The 23,907-nt window shown below is 43.1% G+C and carries 24 protein-coding genes and 2 pseudogenes; 16 read left to right on the top strand and 10 right to left on the bottom strand.

Going from position 1 to position 23,907, the window contains the following annotated elements; translation table 11 throughout:
* Positions 1-21: 21 nt before the first annotated feature.
* Positions 22-1,146, top strand: coding sequence for a protein kinase family protein (locus tag DCC85_RS06480; protein WP_159081803.1), 1,125 nt, complete (start codon positions 22-24; stop codon positions 1,144-1,146).
* Between the two features lie 227 nt (positions 1,147-1,373).
* On the opposite strand, the gene DCC85_RS06475 is transcribed toward DCC85_RS06480, so the two are convergent.
* A complete protein-coding gene (locus DCC85_RS06475) occupies positions 1,374-2,237 on the bottom strand; it encodes an AraC family transcriptional regulator (protein ID WP_108464842.1) in 864 nt (287 codons plus the stop codon).
* A 547-nt stretch (positions 2,238-2,784) separates the two neighbouring features.
* On the opposite strand from DCC85_RS06475, the gene DCC85_RS06470 reads away from it, so the two are divergent.
* Both DCC85_RS06470 and DCC85_RS06465 read left to right on the top strand, forming a co-directional pair.
* Positions 2,785-3,666 (top strand): aminoglycoside 6-adenylyltransferase, encoded by an 882-nt coding sequence (locus DCC85_RS06470; RefSeq protein ID WP_108464841.1) that lies wholly within the window; start codon positions 2,785-2,787, stop codon positions 3,664-3,666.
* Between the two features lie 494 nt (positions 3,667-4,160).
* Positions 4,161-5,321, top strand: a complete 1,161-nt coding sequence (locus tag DCC85_RS06465; RefSeq protein WP_108464840.1) for a cobalamin-independent methionine synthase II family protein — start codon at positions 4,161-4,163, stop codon at positions 5,319-5,321.
* A 92-nt stretch (positions 5,322-5,413) separates the two neighbouring features.
* Here DCC85_RS06465 and DCC85_RS06460 read toward each other — a convergent pair whose 3' ends face one another.
* Positions 5,414-5,569, bottom strand: a complete 156-nt coding sequence (locus tag DCC85_RS06460) for a EutP/PduV family microcompartment system protein (protein WP_108464839.1) — start codon at positions 5,567-5,569, stop codon at positions 5,414-5,416.
* A gap of 107 nt (positions 5,570-5,676) precedes the next feature.
* On the opposite strand from DCC85_RS06460, the gene DCC85_RS06455 reads away from it, so the two are divergent.
* Complete coding sequence (locus DCC85_RS06455) at positions 5,677-6,561, top strand: helix-turn-helix transcriptional regulator (RefSeq protein ID WP_108464838.1); 885 nt, start codon at positions 5,677-5,679, stop codon at positions 6,559-6,561.
* A 40-nt stretch (positions 6,562-6,601) separates the two neighbouring features.
* Here DCC85_RS06455 and DCC85_RS06450 read toward each other — a convergent pair whose 3' ends face one another.
* Positions 6,602-7,123 (bottom strand): HPP family protein, encoded by a 522-nt coding sequence (locus DCC85_RS06450; protein ID WP_234414366.1) that lies wholly within the window; start codon positions 7,121-7,123, stop codon positions 6,602-6,604.
* Between the two features lie 117 nt (positions 7,124-7,240).
* Between DCC85_RS06450 and DCC85_RS06445 the strand changes: the two genes are divergently transcribed.
* The 5 genes and pseudogenes from DCC85_RS06445 to DCC85_RS06425 all read left to right on the top strand — a co-directional run bounded on the left by DCC85_RS06445 (position 7,241) and on the right by DCC85_RS06425 (position 10,407).
* Entirely contained in the window at positions 7,241-8,116 is an 876-nt protein-coding gene (locus tag DCC85_RS06445) for a LysR family transcriptional regulator (RefSeq protein WP_108464837.1), read from the top strand.
* A 67-nt stretch (positions 8,117-8,183) separates the two neighbouring features.
* On the top strand, positions 8,184-8,753 hold the full coding sequence (locus DCC85_RS06440; protein ID WP_108464836.1) for a DUF4256 domain-containing protein: 570 nt from the start codon (positions 8,184-8,186) through the stop codon (positions 8,751-8,753).
* Between the two features lie 44 nt (positions 8,754-8,797).
* Positions 8,798-8,929, top strand: a pseudogene (locus tag DCC85_RS23295) (aminoglycoside phosphotransferase family protein); the annotation flags it as partial.
* Positions 8,930-8,948: 19 nt separating this feature from the next.
* A protein-coding gene (locus tag DCC85_RS06430; RefSeq protein WP_108467754.1) for an IS5 family transposase occupies positions 8,949-9,709 on the top strand; the annotation gives its coding sequence in 2 pieces (ribosomal slippage) (positions 8,949-9,285 and positions 9,285-9,709; 762 coding nt in all).
* 158 nt (positions 9,710-9,867) lie between these two features.
* A complete protein-coding gene (locus tag DCC85_RS06425) occupies positions 9,868-10,407 on the top strand; it encodes a cupin domain-containing protein (protein WP_108464835.1) in 540 nt (179 codons plus the stop codon).
* A gap of 10 nt (positions 10,408-10,417) precedes the next feature.
* Here DCC85_RS06425 and DCC85_RS06420 read toward each other — a convergent pair whose 3' ends face one another.
* Positions 10,418-11,548 (bottom strand): helix-turn-helix transcriptional regulator, encoded by a 1,131-nt coding sequence (locus DCC85_RS06420; protein WP_234414365.1) that lies wholly within the window; start codon positions 11,546-11,548, stop codon positions 10,418-10,420.
* On the opposite strand from DCC85_RS06420, the gene DCC85_RS06415 reads away from it, so the two are divergent.
* Positions 11,511-11,960, top strand: a complete 450-nt coding sequence (locus DCC85_RS06415; RefSeq protein WP_108464833.1) for a VOC family protein — start codon at positions 11,511-11,513, stop codon at positions 11,958-11,960. The two genes, DCC85_RS06420 and DCC85_RS06415, sit on opposite strands and share 38 nt — an antisense overlap.
* A 69-nt stretch (positions 11,961-12,029) precedes the next feature.
* Here DCC85_RS06415 and DCC85_RS06410 read toward each other — a convergent pair whose 3' ends face one another.
* Positions 12,030-12,848, bottom strand: coding sequence for a methyltransferase domain-containing protein (locus DCC85_RS06410; RefSeq protein WP_108464832.1), 819 nt, complete (start codon positions 12,846-12,848; stop codon positions 12,030-12,032).
* Between the two features lie 299 nt (positions 12,849-13,147).
* Between DCC85_RS06410 and DCC85_RS06405 the strand changes: the two genes are divergently transcribed.
* From DCC85_RS06405 to DCC85_RS06390, 4 genes are all read left to right on the top strand, one after another.
* Positions 13,148-13,492: a YojF family protein gene (locus tag DCC85_RS06405; RefSeq protein ID WP_108464831.1), complete on the top strand. Its 345-nt coding sequence runs from the start codon at positions 13,148-13,150 to the stop codon at positions 13,490-13,492.
* Positions 13,493-13,517: 25 nt separating this feature from the next.
* Positions 13,518-14,171, top strand: coding sequence for a bacillithiol biosynthesis deacetylase BshB2 (bshB2, locus tag DCC85_RS06400; RefSeq protein ID WP_108464830.1), 654 nt, complete (start codon positions 13,518-13,520; stop codon positions 14,169-14,171).
* A 117-nt stretch (positions 14,172-14,288) separates the two neighbouring features.
* Entirely contained in the window at positions 14,289-14,846 is a 558-nt protein-coding gene (locus DCC85_RS06395) for a delta-aminolevulinic acid dehydratase (RefSeq protein ID WP_108464829.1), read from the top strand.
* A gap of 54 nt (positions 14,847-14,900) precedes the next feature.
* A complete protein-coding gene (locus tag DCC85_RS06390; RefSeq protein ID WP_108464828.1) occupies positions 14,901-15,734 on the top strand; it encodes a class I SAM-dependent methyltransferase in 834 nt (277 codons plus the stop codon).
* On the opposite strand, the pseudogene DCC85_RS06385 reads toward DCC85_RS06390, so the two are convergent.
* The 3 genes and pseudogenes from DCC85_RS06385 to DCC85_RS06375 form a co-directional block, all read right to left on the bottom strand.
* A pseudogene (locus DCC85_RS06385) lies at positions 15,729-17,047 on the bottom strand (ISL3 family transposase). The gene DCC85_RS06390 and the pseudogene DCC85_RS06385 overlap by 6 nt on opposite strands.
* A gap of 18 nt (positions 17,048-17,065) precedes the next feature.
* On the bottom strand, positions 17,066-18,247 hold the full coding sequence (locus tag DCC85_RS06380) for an MFS transporter (RefSeq protein WP_108464827.1): 1,182 nt from the start codon (positions 18,245-18,247) through the stop codon (positions 17,066-17,068).
* 74 nt (positions 18,248-18,321) lie between these two features.
* Entirely contained in the window at positions 18,322-18,612 is a 291-nt protein-coding gene (locus DCC85_RS06375) for an ArsR/SmtB family transcription factor (protein ID WP_095287432.1), read from the bottom strand.
* A 247-nt stretch (positions 18,613-18,859) separates the two neighbouring features.
* On the opposite strand from DCC85_RS06375, the gene DCC85_RS06370 reads away from it, so the two are divergent.
* On the top strand, positions 18,860-19,855 hold the full coding sequence (locus tag DCC85_RS06370) for a phosphotransferase enzyme family protein (RefSeq protein ID WP_108464826.1): 996 nt from the start codon (positions 18,860-18,862) through the stop codon (positions 19,853-19,855).
* Between the two features lie 107 nt (positions 19,856-19,962).
* Here DCC85_RS06370 and DCC85_RS06365 read toward each other — a convergent pair whose 3' ends face one another.
* Positions 19,963-21,081, bottom strand: coding sequence for an aminopeptidase (locus tag DCC85_RS06365; RefSeq protein WP_108467753.1), 1,119 nt, complete (start codon positions 21,079-21,081; stop codon positions 19,963-19,965).
* A 230-nt stretch (positions 21,082-21,311) separates the two neighbouring features.
* Entirely contained in the window at positions 21,312-22,775 is a 1,464-nt protein-coding gene (gene pdxR, locus DCC85_RS06360; RefSeq protein WP_108464825.1) for a MocR-like pyridoxine biosynthesis transcription factor PdxR, read from the bottom strand.
* A gap of 175 nt (positions 22,776-22,950) precedes the next feature.
* Between pdxR and DCC85_RS06355 the strand changes: the two genes are divergently transcribed.
* Positions 22,951-23,886 (top strand): GNAT family N-acetyltransferase, encoded by a 936-nt coding sequence (locus DCC85_RS06355; protein WP_159081802.1) that lies wholly within the window; start codon positions 22,951-22,953, stop codon positions 23,884-23,886.
* The last annotated feature ends 21 nt before the right edge of the window (positions 23,887-23,907 follow it).

The following is a 23,907-nucleotide window of genomic DNA, read 5'->3' as shown; positions in this document are numbered from 1 at the left end:
ATGCGTTACAGGAGGGATAAAATGTTACAACCTGATACAATAGTTAAGTTCAATGTTATGAAGCATTTTAAACATGTTTCACCCCTCGGTTCGGGTGGAACAGGAGATACATTTCTCTTTAAAGATGAAACTACCGATATGTTTTTCGCCTTTAAAAAATATTCGCCAAAAGGTTCCAATGACATTGAGGAAAACTTTGGGCGGTTTGTAGATGAAATAAAAATCTTATTTAAGCTAACCCACCCCAATATTGTAAGAGTATATAACTATTATTTATATCCTCAAGCAAAATCGGGATATCTGCAAATGGAGTATGTTGACGGAGTGCCAATAGATAAATTTGAGCCTAGCTTCTTTGGTAAGGATTGGGGTGATATTTTCAAAGAAGTTATTTATGCATTTGAGTATTTGGAAATAAACCGCATATTACATAGAGATATTAGACCATCGAACATCCTTATAGATAAAGAGGAAAATGTTAAAGTTATTGACTTTGGCTTTGGAAAAAAGCTTGAGGCCACAGAAAACGAAGGAAAGAGCGTCTTCCTTAATTGGCCAGTTACACAGCTTCCCAACGAGATACAGTTGGAAGGGACGTATAATCACCAAACTGAAGTATATTTTATAGGAAAATTATTTCAATATATTTTAGGGGAGAATCTATCAGAATTTAAATATAACTTCGTAATCGACAAAATGATTAAACTTGAGCCTAGCAATAGATATGGTTCATTCAATGAAGTTTCTCGTGACATCTCAGCCGGAGTGATAAGTGAGGTTGATTTTTCGAAAAAGGAGAAGGAAGTGTATGGGCTGTTTGCCGATGCTTTAGCAAGCCATATTATACACTATCAAGATAAGTATGAGCCTATACAGGATATTGAAACAACTTTAAATAAATTAGCAACTCTCATTCGGAATAGCTCACTTGAAACATATATACAGGATAATGCTCAACTAATAAGGTGTTTTATTAAAGGAAATTATTCATTCAATAGTAAAAGTGATATACAGGTATCTTATGTAAAAGACTTTTATAGATTTCTAGTGGAATTGCCGCCGTATAAACAGAAAATAGTACTAGACAATATTTATACACGACTTGGTAGGATAAAAGTTATAGTCGACGATGGTCTGCCGTTTTAATTATTCCATCTACTATGATTATTGAATATTGAGCAAATGTCATTCCGTTTGAGTCTGTACTCCCTGTCACCTCGTCACATGTGGAGGTCGTTTGCTCCTTGATATATAAGGGTTCAAAGACAGGTGAATAGGAAAATGGGGACCAGATCGATCCCCATTCTTTTTTTGTCTAAATTGGTGTTTTCAAAATCACTAGATCCCGACGGGTATTGTTGTAAAAAGACCAGTCAAATTTTTTCTTTAACAGGCATCCAAATTTCGCTATATACATTTCCCGAAGTACCATTGTGTTTTGTAAAAGAAATCCCATGTAGATCTGCTACTTCATAACCTGAAGAAGGCAACCATTCAGTATAAATTTTAGCGGTAGTTTCTTGAAGCATAGTCGGAAATGATCCTTGATTAGGGAAGATTGCCCATAAACTTTCTTCAATAGAAATTTGCTCTAAATCATCGAATGGATTTTCTTTGGTAGTTGCTAATCCAATCATATGAGTTAGGCACCCTTTTTCCTCAAGAAAACCATCATCATAATCATAAGATACATTCAAGACTTGATGGGGATATAAATCAGCTAATTGATGCATTTCATTTCTTTGTTGTTCGGTAATTGACTGGGCTAGTTCTAAGATCGCATTATTTACACCTTCGAATTGAATGGGCACTCTTTTCGATAGACCTACTATATTAAACTTCTCTTTCTTTTCAATTTTGAACTCCATTGAAATTCCTCCTCTTATATCTATAAAGAATGAAAATTTGGGAAAGGATTTTTGAATTCTGTTTTTAGTTACTTCTGAAGGCAAAAAACCACTCCATTCACGAAAGGCTCTTGAAAATCCTTCTAAGGATTGAAAACCATATTTATAGGCAATATCTGTTACTTTTGCACCGTTAATTAATTCAACATTTGCAACTGATAATCTCCTATTTTTGATATACTCATTCAATGACATTCCAGCCATATACGAAAACATTCTTTTAAAATGATAATCAGATAGACCTACAATTCTTGATATATCTTTTCCGGATATTTCTTCAGTTAAATGTGTTTCAATGTAGTCCATTAAATTATTGAATTCTTGTAACATTCATTTCCCTCCTTTACAAATATATTTTATAGGCAAAATTCATTATTCACTCGATATTTTATATACGGAATTTATCGGAATTTAGATAGCGTTCCATTGAATTGCGTGAAATTATTTATTTCTGCTTTATGACCCGTATTTTTTGCAAGGATGCCCACGGCTTTCAGGAACTTACTAAGAAATCATCTGGATAATTGAAGAGACCAATGGAGAATATGAACAGTAATAAAAGAATTATAAAAGTCAAGGCAATATCGAAAAGGCTATTGAATGCTATACTACGGCTCTGAATCTCCGTATATAGACTTAGAGCAAAGTGTTTTGAGATGATAAATAAAAGAATAATTAAAAAATGGCGACTTCGATAAAGAGTCCCCAAAAATTTTGAGCAAATGTCATTCCTGTGTTTCGATTTGTACTCCCTGTCACCTCGTCACATGTGGAGTGCGTAGCAATGTTAGTCAGGAAAGACTAATAGTTGAGGTTTATTATTGGAAATAGTAAAGAGGGGTGAGCCCCCCTCTACTTCCATTTGGAGGGAACGTAAATGAGAACTGAAAAGGAAATGTTTGATTTAATATTAGGAGTTGCTCAAAAGGATGAACGAATCCGGGCGGTATATATGAACGGTTCGCGTACCAACCCTAATGCTCCCAAGGATATTTTTCAGGATTATGATATTGTCTACGTAGTAACTGAAACTTCTTCTTTTATAAAAGATGAAACATGGATACATATATTTGGTGATTTGATAATGATACAGGAGCCTGATAAAAATGACCTATCTATAGGTGTAGATATGGACTTTACTCGGTCTTACGGATATTTAATGCTATTTACTGATGGAAATCGCATAGATCTTCACATAGAAACTAAAGAATCTATGCTTGAAGGTTATGGGAGCGATAAGTTGACGGTTCCCCTACTTGATAAGGATAACTGCCTGCCCATCATTCCTCCCCCCACAGATCTTGACTATCATGTTAAAGAGCCTACAGAGCCATTATATTTGGGCTGTTGTAATAATTTTTGGTGGTGCCTTCAAAATGTAGCCAAAGGAATTTGGCGTGACGAATTACCGTATGCGAAACAAATGATTGAACAAGTCATCAGACCTTGTTTGGATGAGATGATATCATGGTGGGTGGGTACCAGAAATGACTTTCAAGTTTCGATAGGAAAAATGGGAAAATACATGAAAAGGTATCTTCCCGAATCCTATTGGGAGATGTATAAGCAAACTTATTCGAATAGTGATTATGAGATTATGTGGAATGCGGTATTCACTACTTGTGAATTGTTTAGAGTTCTAGCGAAGGATGTTGCTGAGTCCTTGCAATATACTTACAACGCCAAAGATGATGACAATATGACTAAGTATCTTAAGCAGGTTAGAGAATTGCCTGTTGATGCAAAAGGTATTTATTGACTCCGCTCTCCCCCAAACGATGTTTGCCTCTATGGCCTCTGCAATTGCTTTAGCATTCCTAAGTGTGATAGTCGTCTCACCGAAAGGGGATAACCTAGCTTTACAAAGGATGGAAAAGAAAATGATCAGTTCGATTGGTATGAAATCCCACCTGCCATCATTCTGCGTTTTAAAAAGTTATAGAAGACAAGCCAAGTACTGTACACACAGCTTGGTTGAATGAAGAGTTTTGAAGTGACCAGCGAAGAATCTATTAAGAGGCCTCTTACAGTACTATCCGCTTCAACCCAGTCATAAAACTCCTGCATACAACAACCCGAACTTTTCTAAGTTCGGGTTGTTGTATATATAGCTGGCTTTTAAAAGCTATAATGCTACCCGCTATAGCTTTTAGCTATAACCAGGTATTGCTTTTAAGTGTTACGTAGATCGTATTCCTCCATGCTAGAATCAAAGCACACTAAAAACATGTGCTTAATTGAGGAGGAACTTTCATGTGCAGTAGATTTCAAATCGTAGGTAGCCTGTTGCGTCCGTCGGATTTATTAGAATATAAACACCAAATTGAACATCGTGATGATATCAGCTATCCCTTTTATCAAGACTTTCAAGGGTATGAGCAGTGTGAATCTGAAGCCATCCAGACCGTAGTCGAGAATGAAATTAAAAACGGCTTGTCCGTTCTGACTGATGGTGAATTCTCCAAGTCGATGTGGCATCTGGACTTTGTCTGGGGTTTCCAAGGAATTAGCCGCTATATCGCGGATCATGGATATTTTTTCAGGGATACAGATGGCACTTCCAAATACGAGACTCGAAAAGATATTGGTTTGCGCATTACAGGTGAGTTGGGCGGGAAAAACCATCATTTTATTCAGGTCTACAAGAAGCTCCAAGCCCACGCTGGCGACCACGAAACAAAGCTGTGCGTACCTTCCCCATCACATATTTTTGGTGAGTTATCATGGTCAGATAACATTGGTGGCAAGGATGCGGTTTATAAGGATAGACATGAGCTGAGAAACGGTCTTGTTAAGGCTTATAAGGAATTTGTGGAGGAGTTTGCTGCTGCTGGGGGAAAAATCCTTCAATTCGACGATTGCTTATGGGAGCTATTTGCAGATGATAACCCGAACTCCCCCTATACTGGCGAGAATATCAATCAAGAGGAAGTTCAGGCTCTAGCTACAGAATTTATTGATATTAACAATACAATAATTGATTTTGGCCATAGCCTAGGCTTGAAAATGTGGACGCATAACTGTCGGGGGAACTATGATTCCCGTAATATGGGTGGCGGCTCCTATGCTAAGATCGCTAATCTGTTCTTGAAGCAGCTTAAATACGATCGTTTTTTCCTTGAATGGGACGATGAGCGTGCAGGCTCACTTGAGGCACTTGCGGTTTTCAAAGATAAGCCCGAGACAGAAATTGTACTTGGATTGTTGTCTTCTAAAACCAATACCCTGGACGATGAGGCTCGTGTAGTTAGAATGCTTGATGAAGCATCGAAAATTATTGACAAGGATCGCTTATTACTCTCCCATCAATGCGGTTTTGCGTCCTGCGATGGCGGTAATGAATTAACAGAAGATGAGCAGTGGGCGAAAATTAAACAAGGACAACGTATTGCCCAGCAATATTGGGGTAAGTAATATATATCTAAGTTAAAGAGGGGCTTCTCCCCTCTTTTTTTGTTCGAATATTTACCACAGCACAGCCTTAATTCGGGCGAATATACCCCGTACTATACAATTGGATGATGCAAGCGTGCCTGCAACAAGTTCAAATCATTGTCAATACCATCCAACTCATACCAAGAAATGTTTAAAGCTTCGGATAGTTGCTTGGCAAGCGTTGTTTTGCCGCTAGCTACAATTCCAATGATGAGGATCTTTTTCAATGGTTACACCTCATATCAAGAATAAGGTATGTACAGCATAAAAAGGCAATATTTATCAAAACTCTGTCTTGAACCCATGTTATATTGATGGCAGGGAGGTAATATTGGTGACACATATTCAAGAAATTCAAGTAGCTTTAGATTATATTGAAGTAAATTTACATGAGGAACTGACATTAGATGAAATTTCTAGTTTCGTAGGATTTTCAAAATTCTACTTTCACAGGCTTTTTCAAAGAGAAGTAGGTATTTCACTATATGACTATATCCGAAGACGAAGACTTGCTAAGGCAGCCTCTGCTTTGCTAAATACCAGTACATCCATCCTTGAAATTGCCTTAACCTATCGCTTCGAATCTCAAGAATCATTTACTAGATCTTTTAAAAGCGTCTATCAATTACCTCCCGGAAGATACAGATCTGCTATTAACAATTTAATTATAGGAGGAGTAAATATGGCAAAGGAAAGTACAATTAAAGGTTGGATTGTAACAGGCACTGCCCCGGAGAAATATCACATGGGCCTTGATCACCAAATATGTCACATGGGCTCCAAGGCTGCTACAATTTCCTCTGTTGGAGATGACTTCTCACACGGAGAATATGGCACGATCATGCAACAAATTAGTGCGAAGAATTATTTGGGAAAGCGAGTGCGTTTTTCCGGCTTTGTTAAAAGTAAAGAAGTAGCAGGATGGGCTGGATTATGGATGAGAATAGACAACAATACGAGTGCGACATTGAAACTTGATAATATGCAGAATAGGGCCATTACCGGAACCCATGAGTGGAATTACTATTCCTGTGTTCTGGATATTCCAGAGGACGGAGCCATTATAAACGTTGGCGTGTTACTAACTGGCAAAGGGCAGATTTGGTTTGATCATGCTGACTTGCAGGAGGTGGACCGAAATACTCCAACGACTGACTTTATTGTCGAAGAAGTATTCTCTGACCGCCTGCTAAATCCCTTCTTTGAGGAGGAAAATTGATTCACGATTAAAATCGTACATCCTCATACCTGCTGGCGTCCTATATCCAGAATGTAGGATATTGTCCCTTTCTCACCAGTTTGTTATATAACAAGGCAACACAGACTACGATTACTGAACCTATAAGAACTGGAGTAAATAAGAAGCTCCAAGAAGAGGCGGATGTTAAAACAACAATGGGATTAGCACCAGCAGGTGGATGTGTCGTTTTAGTTAACGACATTAAAGCAATACCCAGTCCAACACCAGCAGATAAAGCATAAATTCCATCACCAAAAAAATGATAGATTACCAGTCCGCATAAAGTAGTGATCAAATGTCCTCCTATAATATTCCTCGGCTGTGAAAAAGGAGCCTCGGGTACTGCAAATGCCAGAACGCAGCTGGCCCCAAATGGTGCCATTAATAGAGGAAGATCTGTACCTTTAGAGATGAGTACCAATATAAATATGGTAACAAAGCCCCCTCCAAAAGCTATGATTGCCTGAGGGATACTTACCTTCAATGGCGAACGAGATTTTACGGAAAACTTCCCCAAATAAGTTTGTATGGATTTGTACAACAGAAAACCGCCTCTCTAAACTTTATTTCATCATTACCATACCTTAAGATCGAATATCTGTATAATAGATAATACGATTAATAATTATCGAAAATTATAATATATGGGGCGTGTGTTATGTTAAATCGATTAGATGGAAAATATATATACACTTTTTTGAAGGTTTACGAGCAGAGAAATATAAGTAGGGCCTCTATTATTTTAGGATTCTCCCAATCCACCGTAACTAATCATATTCAAATTCTTGAAGATATCTTAAATGTGCAATTATTTCATCGAACTCTAAATGGAGTAACACCGACTGAAAAAGGCGAGCTATTTATGAAGTATGCCAGAGAGTTTTTTAAATTGGCAGAAGAATTAAAAGATAATATCAACAAAACGTATGGAGTCCTTAGAGTAAAAGCGCTGGAATCCTTTTGCGTAACCCATTTTTCAAACCCCATTATCGATTTTCTAAAAAACTATGAGGAAGTCGAGATCAAATTAACGACGGGATTTCATCAAGATATTATCGAAGACGTGATCAGCCAAAAGGTCGACTTTGGGATTATCCCCTTTGATCCTAGAATGAGTAAGATTACATATACGCCCCTTCTTGAAGAGGAGTTTGTATTTATTATGGCCAACGATAGGGAAGAAAAAAAACTGTTGAGCAGCAACATTAACGTCATTGGATTTGGAGGAAACTGTATTTATCAGTCTATGGCCAACCAAATACTCATTGACCATGAGAAATTTGATTATAAAAACATAGAGTATGCTAGTTTAGAAATGATAAAACAAACCGTGCTTAGTGGTACTGGAATTGCATTAGTTCCCAAATGCTCAGTCATGAATGAATTATCTTTAAACAAGCTAAAAATTTTAAATTTAGGAGAACCCATCACTATTAAACACGGCATTATTGAATTAAAATCAAAACAGAACAATCCAATTTCTGAACTATTTAAGCATTTTATTTTGGATTGCTTTAATCCAACAAAACAGTAATACTAATGCTGATCTATGCTTTTGATCTAAAGCAATAGTCCAATATCAGATAGGGGGAGAGCCCACTATGACGACAAATAACAACAGTGAATTATCAACAGAACAGCGCGATGAACTACTCGGAACCTTGAAAGCCCGATTTGAGAAAAATATGAATCGCCATGAAGGTCTTGATTGGGCAAAAGTGCAAGCAAAGCTCGAAGCGAGTACTGATAAACTGTGGTCGCTCCATGAAATGGAGAACACAGGCGGCGAACCGGATGTTGTTGGTCATGATGAAGAGTCGGGCGAATACATCTTCTATGATTGTACAGCGGAAAGTCCTAAAGGCCGCAGAAGTATTTGTTACGATCAAGAAGCGCTCGAGTCAAGGAAAGCGAACAAACCGGAAAACAGCGCTCTGAATATGGCTGCTGCCATGGGCATTGAACTTTTAACAGAAGAACAATACCGAGAGCTGCAGAAGCTTGGAAATTTCGATATGAAAACATCGAGCTGGGTGAAAACACCGGATCATATTCGGAAACTCGGCGGGGCTCTTTTCTGTGATCGCCGCTATGACACTGTCTTTGTGTACCATAATGGAGCAGAATCCTACTATGCTGCCAGGGGGTTCCGTGGCTCACTAAGAGTCTAAAGACCTCAAAACGCCTATTCTAGCTTATAGAGGTGAGAAGGTTAGAACGCTTTAGAATCCATATGCTGCATCAACGAGTCTTAGATTGGGGATGTGCTAAAGCCACAAACAACGTCACTTGGGATCAAGATTTATCTTTTTCTAGGGCGTGTATGCAAACCATAAACCTCTTTTAATTGGGTAATAGTTTGTATGATGAGAAGATACGAAATTCGTGACGACCAATGGGACAAAATCAAGGACCTGCTGCCGCCGGAAAGAAAACCACAAGGAGGAAGACCCCCGAACGATCATCGCAAGATGCTGAACGCCATGCTATGGGTAGCACGAACCGGTGCACCATGGCGGGATTTACCGGAATATTATGGCTCCTGGTCCACCGTCTACAGCCGTTTTCGCCGCTGGCAAATTGCTGGCATTTGGGATCGAATTCTAGAGCATGTTTCCATTGAACCCGACTGGGAAAGTGTGATGATTGACGCAACCATTGTCCATGTCCATCAGCATGGAGCGGGCGCAAAAGGGGGACCTTTAAGCAAGCAATTGGGCGTTCCAGAGGTGGATTAACGACCAAAATACATGCCATTGTAGATGCCCTTGCTAATCCGCTTCGCTTCCAATTGACAGCTGGACAACGACATGATGCCGTAACCGGCTACGAAATGCTCAAACAAATGGATCTCACACAGAAACAAGTGTTAGCCGACCGAGCTTATGACTCCAACCGAATTTTAAAGCTTCTTCAGGAACAGTCCGCCACTCCAGTCATTCCAAGCAAGAAAAATCGTCGAAAACCAAGAAAATGGGACAAAGAGGTTTACAAGGAACGGCACTTAATTGAGTGCTTTTTCAATAAAGTGAAGAATTACCGCCGCTTGGCGACTCGCTTCGATAAACGGGCAGACTCATTTATGGCATTTTTAACCCTTGCTTCAATCATGGTGTGGCTTGCTTAGGTTTGCATACACGCCCTAGTTGGGCGGCAAGATATACAAAAGTCAGCAGCATATTTTGTTAAAATAAAACGTCCCGTGGGCTACTGCCCATTTTACTTACCTGTAACTAGGCACTTGCATAGGATAAATGGGCAAACTAAACTGAGAGGAGTATTAATATGTACCCTAATTCAGGCTATCACCTTCATTGGCATAATCCTATTGCATGCCACGGGAATAACGAATGGAGTCATGGCTGGCATCCCCATGATTATAACTGGACCAACTACAACAATAGTCCTTCTGGTACCATCCCATTACAAGATTATGGAACAAGACCGCTTGTACTGAATATTGAGCAAGCAGCCAAACAAAACAATACGTATCGTACCGCTTTGTGGACAGGGAAATATTTCCAAGTAACCTTGATGAGTATTAACGTTGGTGAAGACATAGGTCTGGAAGTCCATCCGACCACCGACCAGTTTATACGGATCGAAGAAGGTCAGGGACTTGTTCAAATGGGGGAGCGCAGAGACAAATTAGATTTTCAAGTCATGGCTTATGATGGTTATGCAATTATGATTCCCGCTGGAAAATGGCACAATGTAACCAATACAGGCAATCGCCCGCTTAAACTTTATGTGATCTATGCCCCGCCTCACCATCCATATGGCACCGTTCAAGAGACGAAAGCCATCGCTCAAGGATCGCGGTAAGTATACTATTTCATGTAAAGCGGGCGATCCTCCCGCTTTTTTTATTCATAGTGTGATAATGCTTCAGAAGGCTCCCTACTCGGTCTAGAATAAGCTGTCTTAAGGCTAACGGCTTTACGGCTATAACCGAATGACCATATCTCATAAAATAACTGGCAATAAACTCCTCTTCCCCTGGATGATAATCCCCTCTTATCACGGTTCTGCTCCCCTCTACCAGTTCCATTGAAGGATAATTCTCTTTATAATAGAGATCCTTAGCCCGTTCCTCAATCTCCACCTCAAATTCAATACGTTTCTCAGCTTGAGATGCATCCAAGGAGCGGCTGAGAAGTTCATCTATAGAAAAGCGTGTATCCACTTCCATCTCCTCTATGGAGGTTATTCTATCGCATCTAAAAACTCTAGGTTTATTCGTACTTCCCTCAATTCCAGCCGCATACCACTGTCCAAACTTCGCAGAAATTTTATAAAACTGCACTTGGTAACTTTTAGTTCGGTGATTTTTAGCATATTGAATTTTACAGAGGCTCTCATGAAGAATACTCTTCAGAATTTTATCTAAAAAAAGGCTGGCATTACGGTGCGGATACACTTCAAATTGCAGAACCTTTTTCATTTTGTGGATCTGCTCAATTTGCATTTTGGACAGGCAGTGCTCAAACTTCTCGTTCAGCTGATTCCCACTTAAGTGAAAGGGAGTGGATTGGTATGCTTCCAGTGTTAACATGGCAAAATACAGAGCATACACTTCATCCATGGTAAAGACAATCGGGGAAAGCAGTCTGTTTTTTAAGATCCGGTATCGTCCATGTCTGCCATGTTCGGCATAAATCGGCATGCCTAATTCTTCTAATGAACCAATATCCCGCAGAGCCGTACTTTTGGATATGTGGTATTGTTCCATAAGATCTTTTAAATTAAAGAACTCTCGGTTGTTTAAGTACCGAATCATATCATTCAATCTCTCGGATTTCTTCATGTTCATCTCCTGATAAAGGTGTCTTATTTTGAACCCTTTATCAAGGATAATGGGTTTAAGGGAACAGATCAAATCCATAAGATATTGCCCTAAAACTATGATACTAAAGGAGATTAAAACCATGAGTACAACCCTAGAAGTAGCTGTTTTCTTATCCATGAACGGAAGAGCAGGAGAAGCTATTGATTTCTACAAAAAGCATTTCAATGCCAAGCCATTGCTGCTAGTTACCTATCAAGATATGGCCAAGCGCGACAGCTCCGTTCAGCTTACGGATGACAATAAAAACTACATTTCTCACTCTGTCTTAACCATCGGTAAAACAAAAATCATGATCGCCGAAGATAATATGGACACAGGCGAAGCCTATGCGGCGGGGAATAACTTTTCATTATGTATTCAAAGTGCTGACTTGGAGGAAATTAAACAATTCTACAATAGCTTGATGACAGATGGCCGAGTCAGAGTTATCGTTCCGTTAGCTGAAAATGTATTCAGCAAAGCATATGGTATAGTTGAGGACCCGTTTGGAGTGCAAATTCAGCTCATGTATGATCACCGATTGCAGTAAGAAGTAAACATAAGTTCTAAGCGTAAAGAGGGGGCTCCCCCCTCTCTACACTCTTTTTCTCATATTGATTTATACCTTCTGAGCCATAACCTTGGACATAGCATGTTTGTGAGGAACGCCTGAGGAGTTACAGTTAAAAATAACCTCCGAGCTATCTGTAACGAGCCAATCATGATAATGTGCGAGCAATTCACCAGAATACCACTTATATGCATGAGGTTCTTTCTCAGGTGGCGGTGCAATAAACGGCTTGTTTACAAAGACATTCATCACATGCAGCCCATTCGGATTGGTGAACTGCTTATAGTTATTAAAGATCTCCTCACGAAATTCCGGCTTTATGTAATGCAGAACACCGCTTGAGAAGATTATGTCAAAACAACTATTCAGCCGATAGTCCAAAATATCTGCTTTAAACACATGCACCTGGACTCCGATAGCATCAGCAAGCCGCTTCGTCTTCTCAATCCCTGCTTCCGATACATCAAACGCGGTAACATCATAACCATTTCTGGCAAAAAAGACAGCATCCTTCCCCTCCCCACAGCCAATATCAAGCAATCTCAACCGCTTATTGGGCGGCATGGCTCGTAGTATCTGATAACAAACCTGGTTCGGTTCAGTACCCCAATAATAATCATTTGTTTTATATTCTTCCTCATAGATCGTAATCGGCTTGTTCTGTAATGCATACCCAAGAAGCTTATCCATGCTTACTTCTAACGTTCTGGACAATTGGGGCAGTAACGAAATGTCAGGCATAGTTTGAGCATTTTCCCACTTGGAGACGGCTTGAAAGGAAATACCAAGAATCTTCGCCAGTTCCTCTTGCGTGAGCCCCTTCTCTCTACGGTAAATGCTTATATTTCTTGCTAACTGCTCTTTCATGGCTTCCCACGCTCCTTTGTATTTCAGATTCTACTCGGAAGTAGATGGAGCACACAATAACTTGATATTTGACTTTTCGTGAAATTCAACCACCAGTTGAACTTAAGAATATACTCAAGGGGGATTGCCGTCTGTAGAAGCTTATTTGCTCTTTTGTGTTATATTAATATATGGTCCAATTTACCCAAGGAAAAGAAAGGATCCTATTCTTATTGGGAAGGATATGAGAAGCCCTAAAGATCCCAGATCTCTAGCGGTTCTTTTCTTAAAAAATATATTTACAAAGGAGGCGCAAGTAGGTGCAGCTTATTAATCCAACAGACATCCAAAGCAGGATCGATTTCTTGAAGGATGAAGAGCTTTATATTCATCTGGAAATGACAACTGGGGCCTATGCCGCCCATTTTGACGCAAGTAAGCATCCGGCGTCTACCTTCATTACCAACGCTAAAATTCAGTATTCGCTTGGCTCGATTTCCGGAAACGGCCCCTATAGAATCGGATTAAAAATGAAGGACGGATGGATTTATGCAGAAGGGCTTACACATTTTGAAGAGCAGGAGACAGAACGGTTAATCATGGCAGGCCACGACAGCCAAGGCAAATTGGTTGTAGCCTTCCAGTTGAGCCGACAGCCTTTCTAAGCAGACAGAGGAGATGAAGAACATTTTGGAACGTCGAATTCTTGTTGTATTGCCTCATCCGGATGATGAATCCTTCGGAGCGGCAGGGACACTTGCGATGCATATAAGTCAAGGAACTCCGGTTACCTATGCTTGTCTTACCCTCGGCGAAATGGGACGGAATATGGGAATCCCGCCGTTTGCCAACCGGGTTACACTGCCGGAAATTAGAAAAGAAGAACTTAAAGCCTCCTGCCAAGCCATTGGGATACAGGATTTAAGAATGCTTGGCTTCCATGATAAAATGGTCGAATTTGAAGATAAAGAGGTGCTGGATGGCCGGATCGCAGACCTGCTTGAAGAGCTGCAGCCTTCGCTCGTACTGACTTTCTATCCCGGCTACAGTGTGCATCCTGACCATGACGCATGCGGGGCAGCTGTCATCCGGGCCATTAGCCGGCTGCCAGAGGAACGCAGACCCGTTGTACACTGTATGGCCTTCTCCAAAAACTGCGAGCAGGAAATTGGCAAGCCCGATGTCTTCAAGGACGTGAAGCCTTATCTGAAGCAAAAGCTGGCCTCAATTCAAGCCCACCGTTCCCAATTCCAAGCCGCTGAACTGCTCGGAAAAAATACACTGTCGGATCAAGAGCTGCAAAAGCGATTCGGAACAGAACGGTTCTGGACATATAAATTCTAGCTGTTTCACTTGAGAGGAGCCCCCGCTCCTCTCTTTTAATTTAAACTTCGGAAGTAGAACTACAATTTCTCAGCTGTTATAATGATCCATGAAATATTTCCCAAGGGAGGGAGTTCTATGAACGAATCGCAAATTCATGTTGCCTTAGTATGCGGACCGGACTGTGGCATGGAGACACAGGCTGTCCGGGCAGCTCTTGAGTGCTTTGGGGCAAGAGTCGTCACCTACTGGGTGGGGAGGCCCGAACATCTCATGAACATTTTATCAGGCAAAGATCTCTACCCAGATACCTCCATCCTTATTTTCGACTTTCACGGCGAAGACGGCCAATTCATCATGCCGGAATTGGGTGAGGACATTTATTACGACTACGAGCCAAGGAAGAACTTCGGGCCGGCCGAGATTAAACAGTTCGCAAGGCTGGACGGGAAGATCATCCTGGCGAACGGCTGCACACTGGGAGCTCCCGAAACGGCTGAGGCCTTTCTCCAGGGGGGCTGCAGCACATTCATCGGGCCTGGCGACTACCCGGACGGAAATGCGGCACTCCTGTTTGCCATCCGCTTAATGTACGAAATAATTCAGAATCATAAGAGCGTCGATGAGGCCTATGAGCTTGCCAGATCGACCGATGAGCAGGAAATGTCCATGTACCAAATATATAAGCAAGCTTAAGGGCAGGGGAACGGTAAGAACGCTTTTTTAAAATCGAAAGGAAGTGAATACGTCATAAAGAACTACGGACAGGAATTATTCAAAGGAACCGCAGCTTATTACTCGAAGTACCGCCCCGCCTATCCGGCTGAAATCATTAGGACGATTGTACGCAGGTTTGCTCTGGATGGACGAGGAAGGCTGCTGGACTTGGGCTGCGGAACAGGACAATTGACGATCCGGTTCGCCGATTGGTTCGAGCAGCTTGTTGGACTTGATCCGGAGCAGGAAATGATCGACGAAGCCCTGCGATTTAGCAAGGAAATGAGGCTGCCTCATATCGACTGGCGAAATGGTCATGCCGAGAGCTATCTTGAGCAGATGAATGATGATCCTTATCGCGTGGTTCTAATTGCCAAGGCCTTTCATTGGATGGACCGGGAACATGTACTTGACTCCTTATACCCGCGGATCATCCCAGGCGGCGGAGTTGCGATTATTGACGGTTATTTTCCGCAGCAGGAACCTCTCCCGTGGCAAAATGAAGTCCAGAGAATAGTCACCAAATGGTATGGACCCAAGCGAAAGGCAGGGAACACTACATACGAGCATCCTAAAGTCGGCCATCAGGAGATCGTGGCCCGTTCACGTTTCGACCTGGAGGTTCATCGGCTGCCGGTTTACGAGCACCTATGGAATATTGAATCGATTATCGGCAACCTCTACTCTACTTCCTTTGGCTCCAGGCGGTTCCTCGGAGATCATGCCTCCTTATTTGAAGATGAATTAAAGGATGCCCTGCTGAGTATAGATAACAGCGGAATATTTTCAGAAGAAATCCAGCTATCTGTTATTTTTGCAATAAAAAAAGAAGGGTATTCGGATTTTATGGTGGAGAAGAGCTTATAGCTGGCCCTTCTCCAATTTCTCGATCAAGGTGGAAAAGTCGATTCCCAGCAAGATTATTTCTTCTGGCTCACGAACAACTCCAATAGGTGGCATATTAAACATCGGGAAGTTTTCCTCCCGTAGATCGTAGCTATACTTAGGCTTACGTTGCTTTTCAAGTCCTTCTGTAAAGAGTATTTTTGCTCGTAGGGCTTCAAAAGAGTATCCCCTGCCTAAACGATTAATGACTCGAATAAGGCTATTTAGAGATTCCGTATAAGCATCTGAAATGCGATGGTCGAAGTAGGCGAATATTTCCTCTTCCCAGTTCTTCATAGCCATTGTAAGTGGTTCAAAAGCGGATTGCAGTTCAGTTGGTATTTTAGCTTTCCATTCGTTGTATTTAAGGAATGCCGTCTGTCTGCTATCACATTCCCAAATATCGAAATATGATTCCTTTAAGTCATAAGCAGTGCCGAGAGAAGGATAATTTCTGTCCAAAGGTCAAGCGTAATTTTATCCCTCTCTGTAAGCGCTATATGGCGTTTTAGGAGGATAAAACGGTCGTGCATCAGCCCGCGGCGTTCTTTTGGCGATAATCCCTCAAAGATCTGCCTACGAATGGTTTCCAACGCTTGGTTTGCCAAACGGACAACGTGAAATTTATCTACGATGATAAGAGCTTTTGGCAATATAGCCCTCACGGCATCCTTATACGGTTGCCACATACCCATTGTGACATATCGTATTTGTCCTCTATTTGGAAGGCGTGAGAGGTAGCCTACAACGGTTTCCTTGTTACGATTGGGTAAAACATCTAACAAAGTACGTTCCTCAATGTTGGTTAAAACGCATCTTGGCTTAATAATGTGTATATCGTCAATCCCAAGCCAATTAGGAGTTTCAAATCGATGCGTTTCTTTAAGACGATTGATGTAATCACGAAAGATGTTACGTATCGTTTTTTCATGCAATCCAACATCCTCGGATATGCTGACAAACGTGCGTTTAAGGCTTTGCTTCTCTATATAAGACAATAATCGTTTGGTACAGTTTCGCTTTTCGTCTATGGTGTGGTCTAAGTGTTCCCAAAAGGTTCGATTGCAGTCTCTACAGCGATACCTCTGACGCTTTATAAGAAGGCCTACACGCTTGCCGTGAATAGGTAAGTCCATGCAGACCTGTTCCCTGCTATCGTGTTTGTAGAGGTTGGCTATACATCCACAATGAGGGCAAGCGAAAGGTGAAGAGTTCGTCACCACTTGTATTAGAAAATCAAATTCATTCTCATTAATACTCAGGATGTCGAATTTTGAAAGATTCAGACGATCCAAATGAATTTTTTCTATCATTTATGATGCAAACTCCTTCTTTGTTTTCATATGACTGGTCAGAATACCGCTGAATATGAAAGATAACAACGAACCTGCAAAGCATATGGCCGCAAACATGCCTACGGCGGAAAAACCGTTAGAAGTCGCGTAAATCAGGCCTGCGATCCAAGAACCGAGCGTGGTCGCAGCGTACATGATTGAATTGGCCAAGCTGGAGATCGTGCCGCGGATGGTCGGATTTAATGAATTCAGCATTCCCAATATTAGGGGAAAAGCGATCCCCATATTAACGAATATGAAAAAGTAAACACTTTCGAAAACCGCAACCGATGGCAAGTGAGGCAAAATAATAAAACATGCGATAGAGACAAGAAAGCCCACAACCAGCGTATTGAAACGGTTTAACTTTTTGATCACATAGGCACCGCCGAAGCTCCCGACGATATTCCCGAGACCAAGAAAAAACATCACGTACCCTGCTTGATCAATGGAAAGGTGAAAGCGATCCGTCACCCATTTTCCAATGAAAGAAAAGGCAGCAAAGAATCCACATTGAAATAAGAAATGAGCGAGGAAAGCCCTTCTCGCCATGCGGCTATTCAATAGGGGAAGGTATCTGCTGAACATCAGAGTCTTTGTTTTTGGGCCTTGATTCGGCTTCATTTCGGGTAAAGCATAGAAGATAAATACCGCAACGAGTAATGCACATGCTCCGATCGTAAAAAAAGGATAAGACCAATGGGTTGAGGCAAGCAGGCTTCCAATAGGGATGCCGAACGCTTGGGATGCAGCCAAGCCTGCCATGACGATTCCCGATACTTTGGCAATTTTTGAGGTTGGAAATAGAGCAGGGATCGAGGCCCAGACTTGAGGCGCCGTAAAAGCTGCACTGACTCCGGCTAAAAAACGGAAGAAGAACATCGGCCAAAAACCTGTGGCAAAGCCGCATAATATAGTTGAAACCGAAAAGCAGACCATGCCGGAAAGCATGACCTTTTTACGATCCCAACCATCGGAAAGCGGTCCAGCAATTAGTGCAAAAATGGCATAACCTAAAGCATAAGACCCCACCATCCAACCCGAATATTCGGTCGGAATATGAAACAAGTCCTGAAGAGTGGGGATAAGCGGAGAGATCAAAAACGTATCCGTACCAATAACAAACATGATAAGGAAAAATAAAGCAGTTAATTTGATCATTCTATAATCACCCTTTGTAGTTAGTTCTATAGTTCAAGTATTATTGAACTAATGAAAAAAAAAAGAATTTCTTTCTACAACGTATCCAGAAATCCGGGTAAGTAAGTTTGAAATGTCTCCAAATCGATGCTCATATACTTCGCTTGGGCTTCTTTTCGTACCTTGATCAATTTCGCCTCCTTTAAAGCACGCAAGTGATACGAAGTATTCGATTTCGTAGTATCGCGAATGTCTCCTACTTCTCCACAATTCATCTCCTTCCTGCTGGTGTATAGAGCTCGTATGATGTCCAATCTTGTTTCATCGGCTAACGCCTTAAATATTTTGACTCTGAGTTCATCATTTATTATTTTTTGAGTAGTCATAAAACCATTGTACTAAGATATCCCTATAAATCAAGCCTTTGGAAAAATACCACCATATTTTCCGGTTTCTAAGTCAAATGTTTGGATTTTGTCCCCACCATAAACGGAGTAGTTATGGGCTCATTTCCACGGAAAAATAAACTATACTTGTTCTTGTCATGGTCTATCTGACTCCCAGCAGGTACGATAGAATCAAATCTGCCTTGAAGGGAGCAATCCATATGTCAAACCAGAAGGTCTTTATCCGATGTTAAAACTGAAATACTTGTTCTATAATGCTGACCTGGCCGAGATGTTATTGAAGAACTGGTCCTACGATGAAGATTCATTAGGGCTCTTTAAGCACTATAGAATATCGTCCAATGCCGTCTATCCTTTCCGCTCTGAAGGGAGGCCGCAGCTGCTTCGCTTTGCACCCAAGTCCGAGAAGCTGGGCCCAAATCTCAAGGCTGAGCTTGAATTCCTTCGTTATTTGCACGCCCACCAATTTGAAGCTTTAGAGGCCGTTCCTTCGCGCAGCGGTAGTGAGCTTGTAGAAGCCGAGACCCCTTGGGGAACCTTTTATGCAACCGTGTTCAAGCGGGTGGCCGGTACTCAGCTAAGCCGCACCGAGTTTAATGCCCCCCTACTCTTCTCCTACGGCCAAGCACTGGGTAAGCTTCACCGGTTATCCAGCCAATACAGCCCGGTCAATCCCCCGAGGTGGAGTTGCATGGATGTACTGGATTGGATTGAAGAGCTGCTAGGCCATAATCCAGATGAGGAAACCGCCCTGAAAGAAGCTCATCTTCTTAGACAGAAATTTGCAGAATTGTCCACAAGCTCAAATATGTACGGACTGATCCACTATGATTTTGAAGCTGATAATGTGTTCTATGAGGAGGCTTCAGGCACCTGCCATGTCATTGATTTTGATGACGCAATGTACCATTGGTATGCGATGGATGTAGAACGAGCCTTAAACAGCTTGCAGGAGTATATTCCTGTAGAACATTTCGCCCACAAGAAAAGTCTTTTTCTAGAAGGCTATTGCACCGAGTTTGAGCTACCAGAGCATCTTGAACGCCTTCTTCCCATCTGCAGCCGGTTTGCCAATTTGTATGGTTATGCACGGGTATGGAGAGCCGTGAACGAGCGGTGGGAGCATGAACCAGAATGGCTTGTTCACCTAAGAAATAGGCTGACAGAAGGAATGAAGGCAGAAGCCGCCTATTTTGGCCAAAGCTCTAATCTACTCAGATAAAAATAAGGGGTAAACCTGAGACGATTACATGGCTCGCCGCTCAAGTTTACCCTTGTTAATGAACTAGGCTTGGATGATATCCCGGTGATTCAGCCCTTCACAAGATCCTACAGCAAATTCTCCGGATTAAGCCCTAGAAGGGCTTCATGTACAAATCGCCCGTCCTTGCTGATCAGCACATCGTCGAAGTAAATCTCGCCCCCGCCGAATTCAGGCTTCAGCATCAGAACAATGTCCCAGTGGATGACCGATTTATTGCCGTTGTCAGCATCCTCATAGGCCTCTCCCAGCGCAAAATGAATGCTGCCATTAATCTTCTCGTCGAACCCGACGTCATTCATAATTTCGTTAATGTAAGGATTGACACCGATCGCGAATTCCCCGATAAATCTCGCTCCCTCATCGGAATCCAGCAGCTCTGTCAGCTTCTTGTTGTCATCACTGCTGCACGCTGTCACCTTCCCCTGCTCAAACCTCAGCTGGATGTTCTGGAAGGTCTGCCCTGCATACAGGGACGACGTATTGAAGGTAATCACACCTTGAACGGAATCCAGCACGGGAGCCGTAAATACTTCCCCATCCGGCAGATTTACCTTACCTGCGCATTTCACAGCTGGGATATCTTTAATGGAAAAAGACAAATCTGTTCCAGGAGCCTTGATCTGAACCCGGTCTGTCCGGTTCATCAGCTCCACAAGCGCATCCATGGCCGTGGACATCTTGCTGTAATCCATCGTACAGGTGTCATACAAGAATTGCGCATACGCCTCTGTGCTCATCCCGGCCAGCTGAGCGTAGGCTTTGGTAGGAACATTAAAGAGCACCCATTTCTTCTTGCCCCGCTCATCACCTACGGACTTATATGCCTTGCGGTATGCATCTCTCTTCGCAGAAGGAACATCCGCATATTCGGATACATTGTCCTCTCCGAGAATAATAATGACCGCGTCCATCGCCTTCATCTGCTCCAGCTTGAACTGCGCATCCAGCTTGAACTGTTCCTCTGAACCATAGAGCATCATTTGCCGGTTAAGACGGTAATCGCTAACCTCTACAAACGCCTGCCCTCCCGCTTCAAAAATTTCCGTAATAAAAGGCTGCAAAATTTCCGGGTCCTTCACATCAAGGGCTTGAATCAGCACCTTTTCTCCAGACTGTACACTTGCAGAATAATGCACAACCGTCTTGGCAAGCTTATGTAACCGAGTATCCACGCCTTTATCCATCCTTCCATTCAACTTCATAGATTTACTAGAATTATACATCCAATCATAAAAGGTAGCAGCGACTCTGTCATCAACCATTCGGCCCTCATCCTTCCCAACCAAGATATGAAAAGCGGAAAAATCCATTCCCTAACAGGAGGCTCGACGCAAAACTTTAGCTCAATCTATGTACTTAAACAGATTAAACCCTGGTACGAATTCATGTACCAGGGTTTTCATTTCTTACGATATCAGCTTTTCATCAGGGAGCGTACGATGTCGGCAAGCCTTTCAATCCCCCACTCCAGGTCCTCCAAGGAGGCGTAAGAATACGACAGGCGTAAGTAGCTCCCGGAGCTTGGCTGGTCATAAATGTTCCCAGGGTTAATCAATATGCCCTGCCGAAGCGCAGCATCAAAGAGTTCACGGAGTACAAGCCCTGAGGGTAAACGCAGCCAAATATAAAAGCCTCCATGCGGTCTTCTCCATTCCGCAATCCCCCGGAAGTTCCTCTCAAGTGCAGCCAATGCCGTATCTCTGCGGATTCGGAGCATCTGCCGCATCTGATTAAGATGCGCAAGATAAAGCCCGGAGCTCAGCCACTCGGCAGCTGCCCACTGCGATAAGGAGCTTGAGCCATAGTCGGTCTGCATCTTGATGTCGGCCAAGCGGTCAATGACAGGCTCAGGTCCCACTACCCAGCCTATGCGAAGACCGGGACTAAGTGCCTTTGAGAAGCTGCCCAGATATAGCACCGTGCCGCTGCGGTCCAGCGACTTCAGAGAAGGAGGAGGCTCCTGATCCAGCCACAGCTCTCGATATACATCATCTTCGATCACCGGCAGCTGTGCTTCTTCACTGAATTGCAGCAGCTGCTTCCGCCGCGCAAGCGGCATACAGGTCCCCGTCGGATTATGGAAGGTGGGGTTCGTATACAGCAGCGAAGCATTCAGCCTTCTCTTATGCTGCTGGATATAAGACACGCTCATTCCTTCAGAATCCACGGGGATGCCTTGCAGCTGAATGCCTGCGGATTGGAATACGCTCAGCGAGCTGATATAGGACGGCTGCTCCACAAGCAGGGTCGAGCCCCGCTTCAGCAGTCCCAGCGATATCATCTGCAGCGCCTGCAGCGCCCCGGAGACAATCAGGATCGAAGAAGGTGTTGCCTTGATGCCCACTGAGTTCAGGTATATGCTGAGCTGTTCCCGAAGGGCAAGGAGTCCTTTCTCCTCTTCATAGCCTAGAGAACGAATTCTCGATGGGAGTCTGTGCAGAATCTCGCTCATCATCTCCTGTGGGAATAATTCAGGAGACGGCTCTCCGGTGCCCAGACGTACAATATCCGGCAAGGGCTCCACCTTATGTATGCTTTGCAGTGTGGGCTGGTTCGGTTGGTATACCCCTTCCTTAACGTATGTATTCCAGTCCGGCGGGGAGGCTTCGGAGAAGAGCGACCATAGGTTATTCTTAACCCGGGTCCCCTTACCGCTGTGACCTTCGATAAGGCCATCCGCGATCAGCTCATCGAACGCCTGTACCACCGTGCTTCGATTCACCTTAAACAGCTCTGCGAGCTTGCGCTGGGACGGAATTCTTGTGCCCACGGTCCATTCGCCCGTCTCAATTCTATGCTTAATGTACTCCACAATCTGCAAATAGACTGGAACAGAAGAGCTCTTATCCGGCACCCAATCCAAACGATAATTCGCCATTTCCTCTCACCATCTTACCTAAAGAATATCATTCATTATAATACAAGTTGGTTGGTATAAGGTTTAGGAAATTGGATGGCTTCATAAAAGGGAAAACAGCTTATGATAAGTCATATCTCAATCATAGGTTAAATTCACATGCTCGCTATTCAGAGCTTAAGGAGCTTGAATGATGATGACGAACTTATTTTCCTTCCATTTGGAACACCCTGTGCCGGACCTGGCAGAGGCCGTAGTGAATCTGGTTACCCTCTGTGACTTGGATGATCACGGCGTTCCCGACATCACACTAGCCGATATTCAGCAAATGTGGAGCACGCTCGACCTCTCCCACAACGTCTGGATTGCCTTGACAGATCAGACCCAGCTTGTGGGATATGCGTTCCTGGATATCCGGGGGGAGACAAGGATGGATACATGTGTCTTTGTTCATCCGGATTACAAGGGAAATGGGATCGGCTCTGCCCTGTTAGATCAAGCCGAGCAGCGCGCTTATGAGCTTACTGGTGGGCGTGAAGGACAAAGGCTGATGAATCACCTGCCCTTTACCAATACGTTAGCCCGGCGGCTTGCAGAGGCCCGAGGTTACACCTTCCAGAGGCTGTACCAACGAATGAAGCTTGTCCTTGATAAGAATCCCCTGCCTGAAGGAGCCGCGGTTCCGAAGGGGATTCGTATCGAACCCATCCGGCCCGGGCAGGACGAAGGCTTGCTTCACGGCATTTATGAGGCATCCTTTCAGGATGCCTGGGGGTACTCCACGAAGGACGCAGCCGTCTGGATCAAGGAGCAGCAGGGCGATGCCTATGATCCATCCCTTTGGTTCATAGCATGGGAAGGAACAAAGCCTATTGGCTTCCTAATCAGCAACCTGCAGGATGACGGTCTCTTCATTGAGCTGCTAGGAGTAGTGCGTTCACACAGGCATAGGGGTGTGGGGCAGGCACTGCTGACATACGCCTTTGCCGCAGGTTATGCCAGAGGTGAACGGACCGTTCTGCTGTATGTGGACACGGACAGCCTGACTGGAGCGCAGCGTCTGTACCGTAAACTTGGCATGCAGCCAGATCTTCAAACCGCGCTCTACGTTAAAGAGCTTGCGGTGAAATGACAAACAACCGTTCCGTATGAG

Origin of the sequence: Paenibacillus sp. CAA11 (assembly GCF_003060825.1) — a bacterium.
Classification (GTDB): Bacteria; Bacillota; Bacilli; order Paenibacillales; family Paenibacillaceae; genus Fontibacillus.
Note: the sequence above shows the minus strand (reverse complement) of the source record. Positions and strands in the feature narration are given on the sequence as shown.

Coding starts and splice junctions, on each gene's coding strand:
- DCC85_RS06480 (WP_159081803.1), top strand. CDS start 22: ATGTTACAACCTGATACAATAGTTAAGTTCAATGTTATGAAGCATTTT.
- DCC85_RS06475 (WP_108464842.1), bottom strand. CDS start 2,237: ATGTTACAAGAATTCAATAATTTAATGGACTACATTGAAACACATTTA.
- DCC85_RS06470 (WP_108464841.1), top strand. CDS start 2,785: ATGAGAACTGAAAAGGAAATGTTTGATTTAATATTAGGAGTTGCTCAA.
- DCC85_RS06465 (WP_108464840.1), top strand. CDS start 4,161: ATGTGCAGTAGATTTCAAATCGTAGGTAGCCTGTTGCGTCCGTCGGAT.
- DCC85_RS06445 (WP_108464837.1), top strand. CDS start 7,241: ATGTTAAATCGATTAGATGGAAAATATATATACACTTTTTTGAAGGTT.
- DCC85_RS06440 (WP_108464836.1), top strand. CDS start 8,184: ATGACGACAAATAACAACAGTGAATTATCAACAGAACAGCGCGATGAA.
- DCC85_RS06425 (WP_108464835.1), top strand. CDS start 9,868: ATGTACCCTAATTCAGGCTATCACCTTCATTGGCATAATCCTATTGCA.
- DCC85_RS06415 (WP_108464833.1), top strand. CDS start 11,511: ATGAGTACAACCCTAGAAGTAGCTGTTTTCTTATCCATGAACGGAAGA.
- DCC85_RS06420 (WP_234414365.1), bottom strand. CDS start 11,548: ATGGATAAGAAAACAGCTACTTCTAGGGTTGTACTCATGGTTTTAATC.
- DCC85_RS06410 (WP_108464832.1), bottom strand. CDS start 12,848: ATGAAAGAGCAGTTAGCAAGAAATATAAGCATTTACCGTAGAGAGAAG.
- DCC85_RS06395 (WP_108464829.1), top strand. CDS start 14,289: ATGAACGAATCGCAAATTCATGTTGCCTTAGTATGCGGACCGGACTGT.
- DCC85_RS06380 (WP_108464827.1), bottom strand. CDS start 18,247: ATGATCAAATTAACTGCTTTATTTTTCCTTATCATGTTTGTTATTGGT.
- DCC85_RS06375 (WP_095287432.1), bottom strand. CDS start 18,612: ATGACTACTCAAAAAATAATAAATGATGAACTCAGAGTCAAAATATTT.
- DCC85_RS06370 (WP_108464826.1), top strand. CDS start 18,860: ATGTTAAAACTGAAATACTTGTTCTATAATGCTGACCTGGCCGAGATG.
- DCC85_RS06365 (WP_108467753.1), bottom strand. CDS start 21,081: ATGGATAAAGGCGTGGATACTCGGTTACATAAGCTTGCCAAGACGGTT.
- pdxR (WP_108464825.1), bottom strand. CDS start 22,775: ATGGCGAATTATCGTTTGGATTGGGTGCCGGATAAGAGCTCTTCTGTT.
- DCC85_RS06355 (WP_159081802.1), top strand. CDS start 22,951: ATGACGAACTTATTTTCCTTCCATTTGGAACACCCTGTGCCGGACCTG.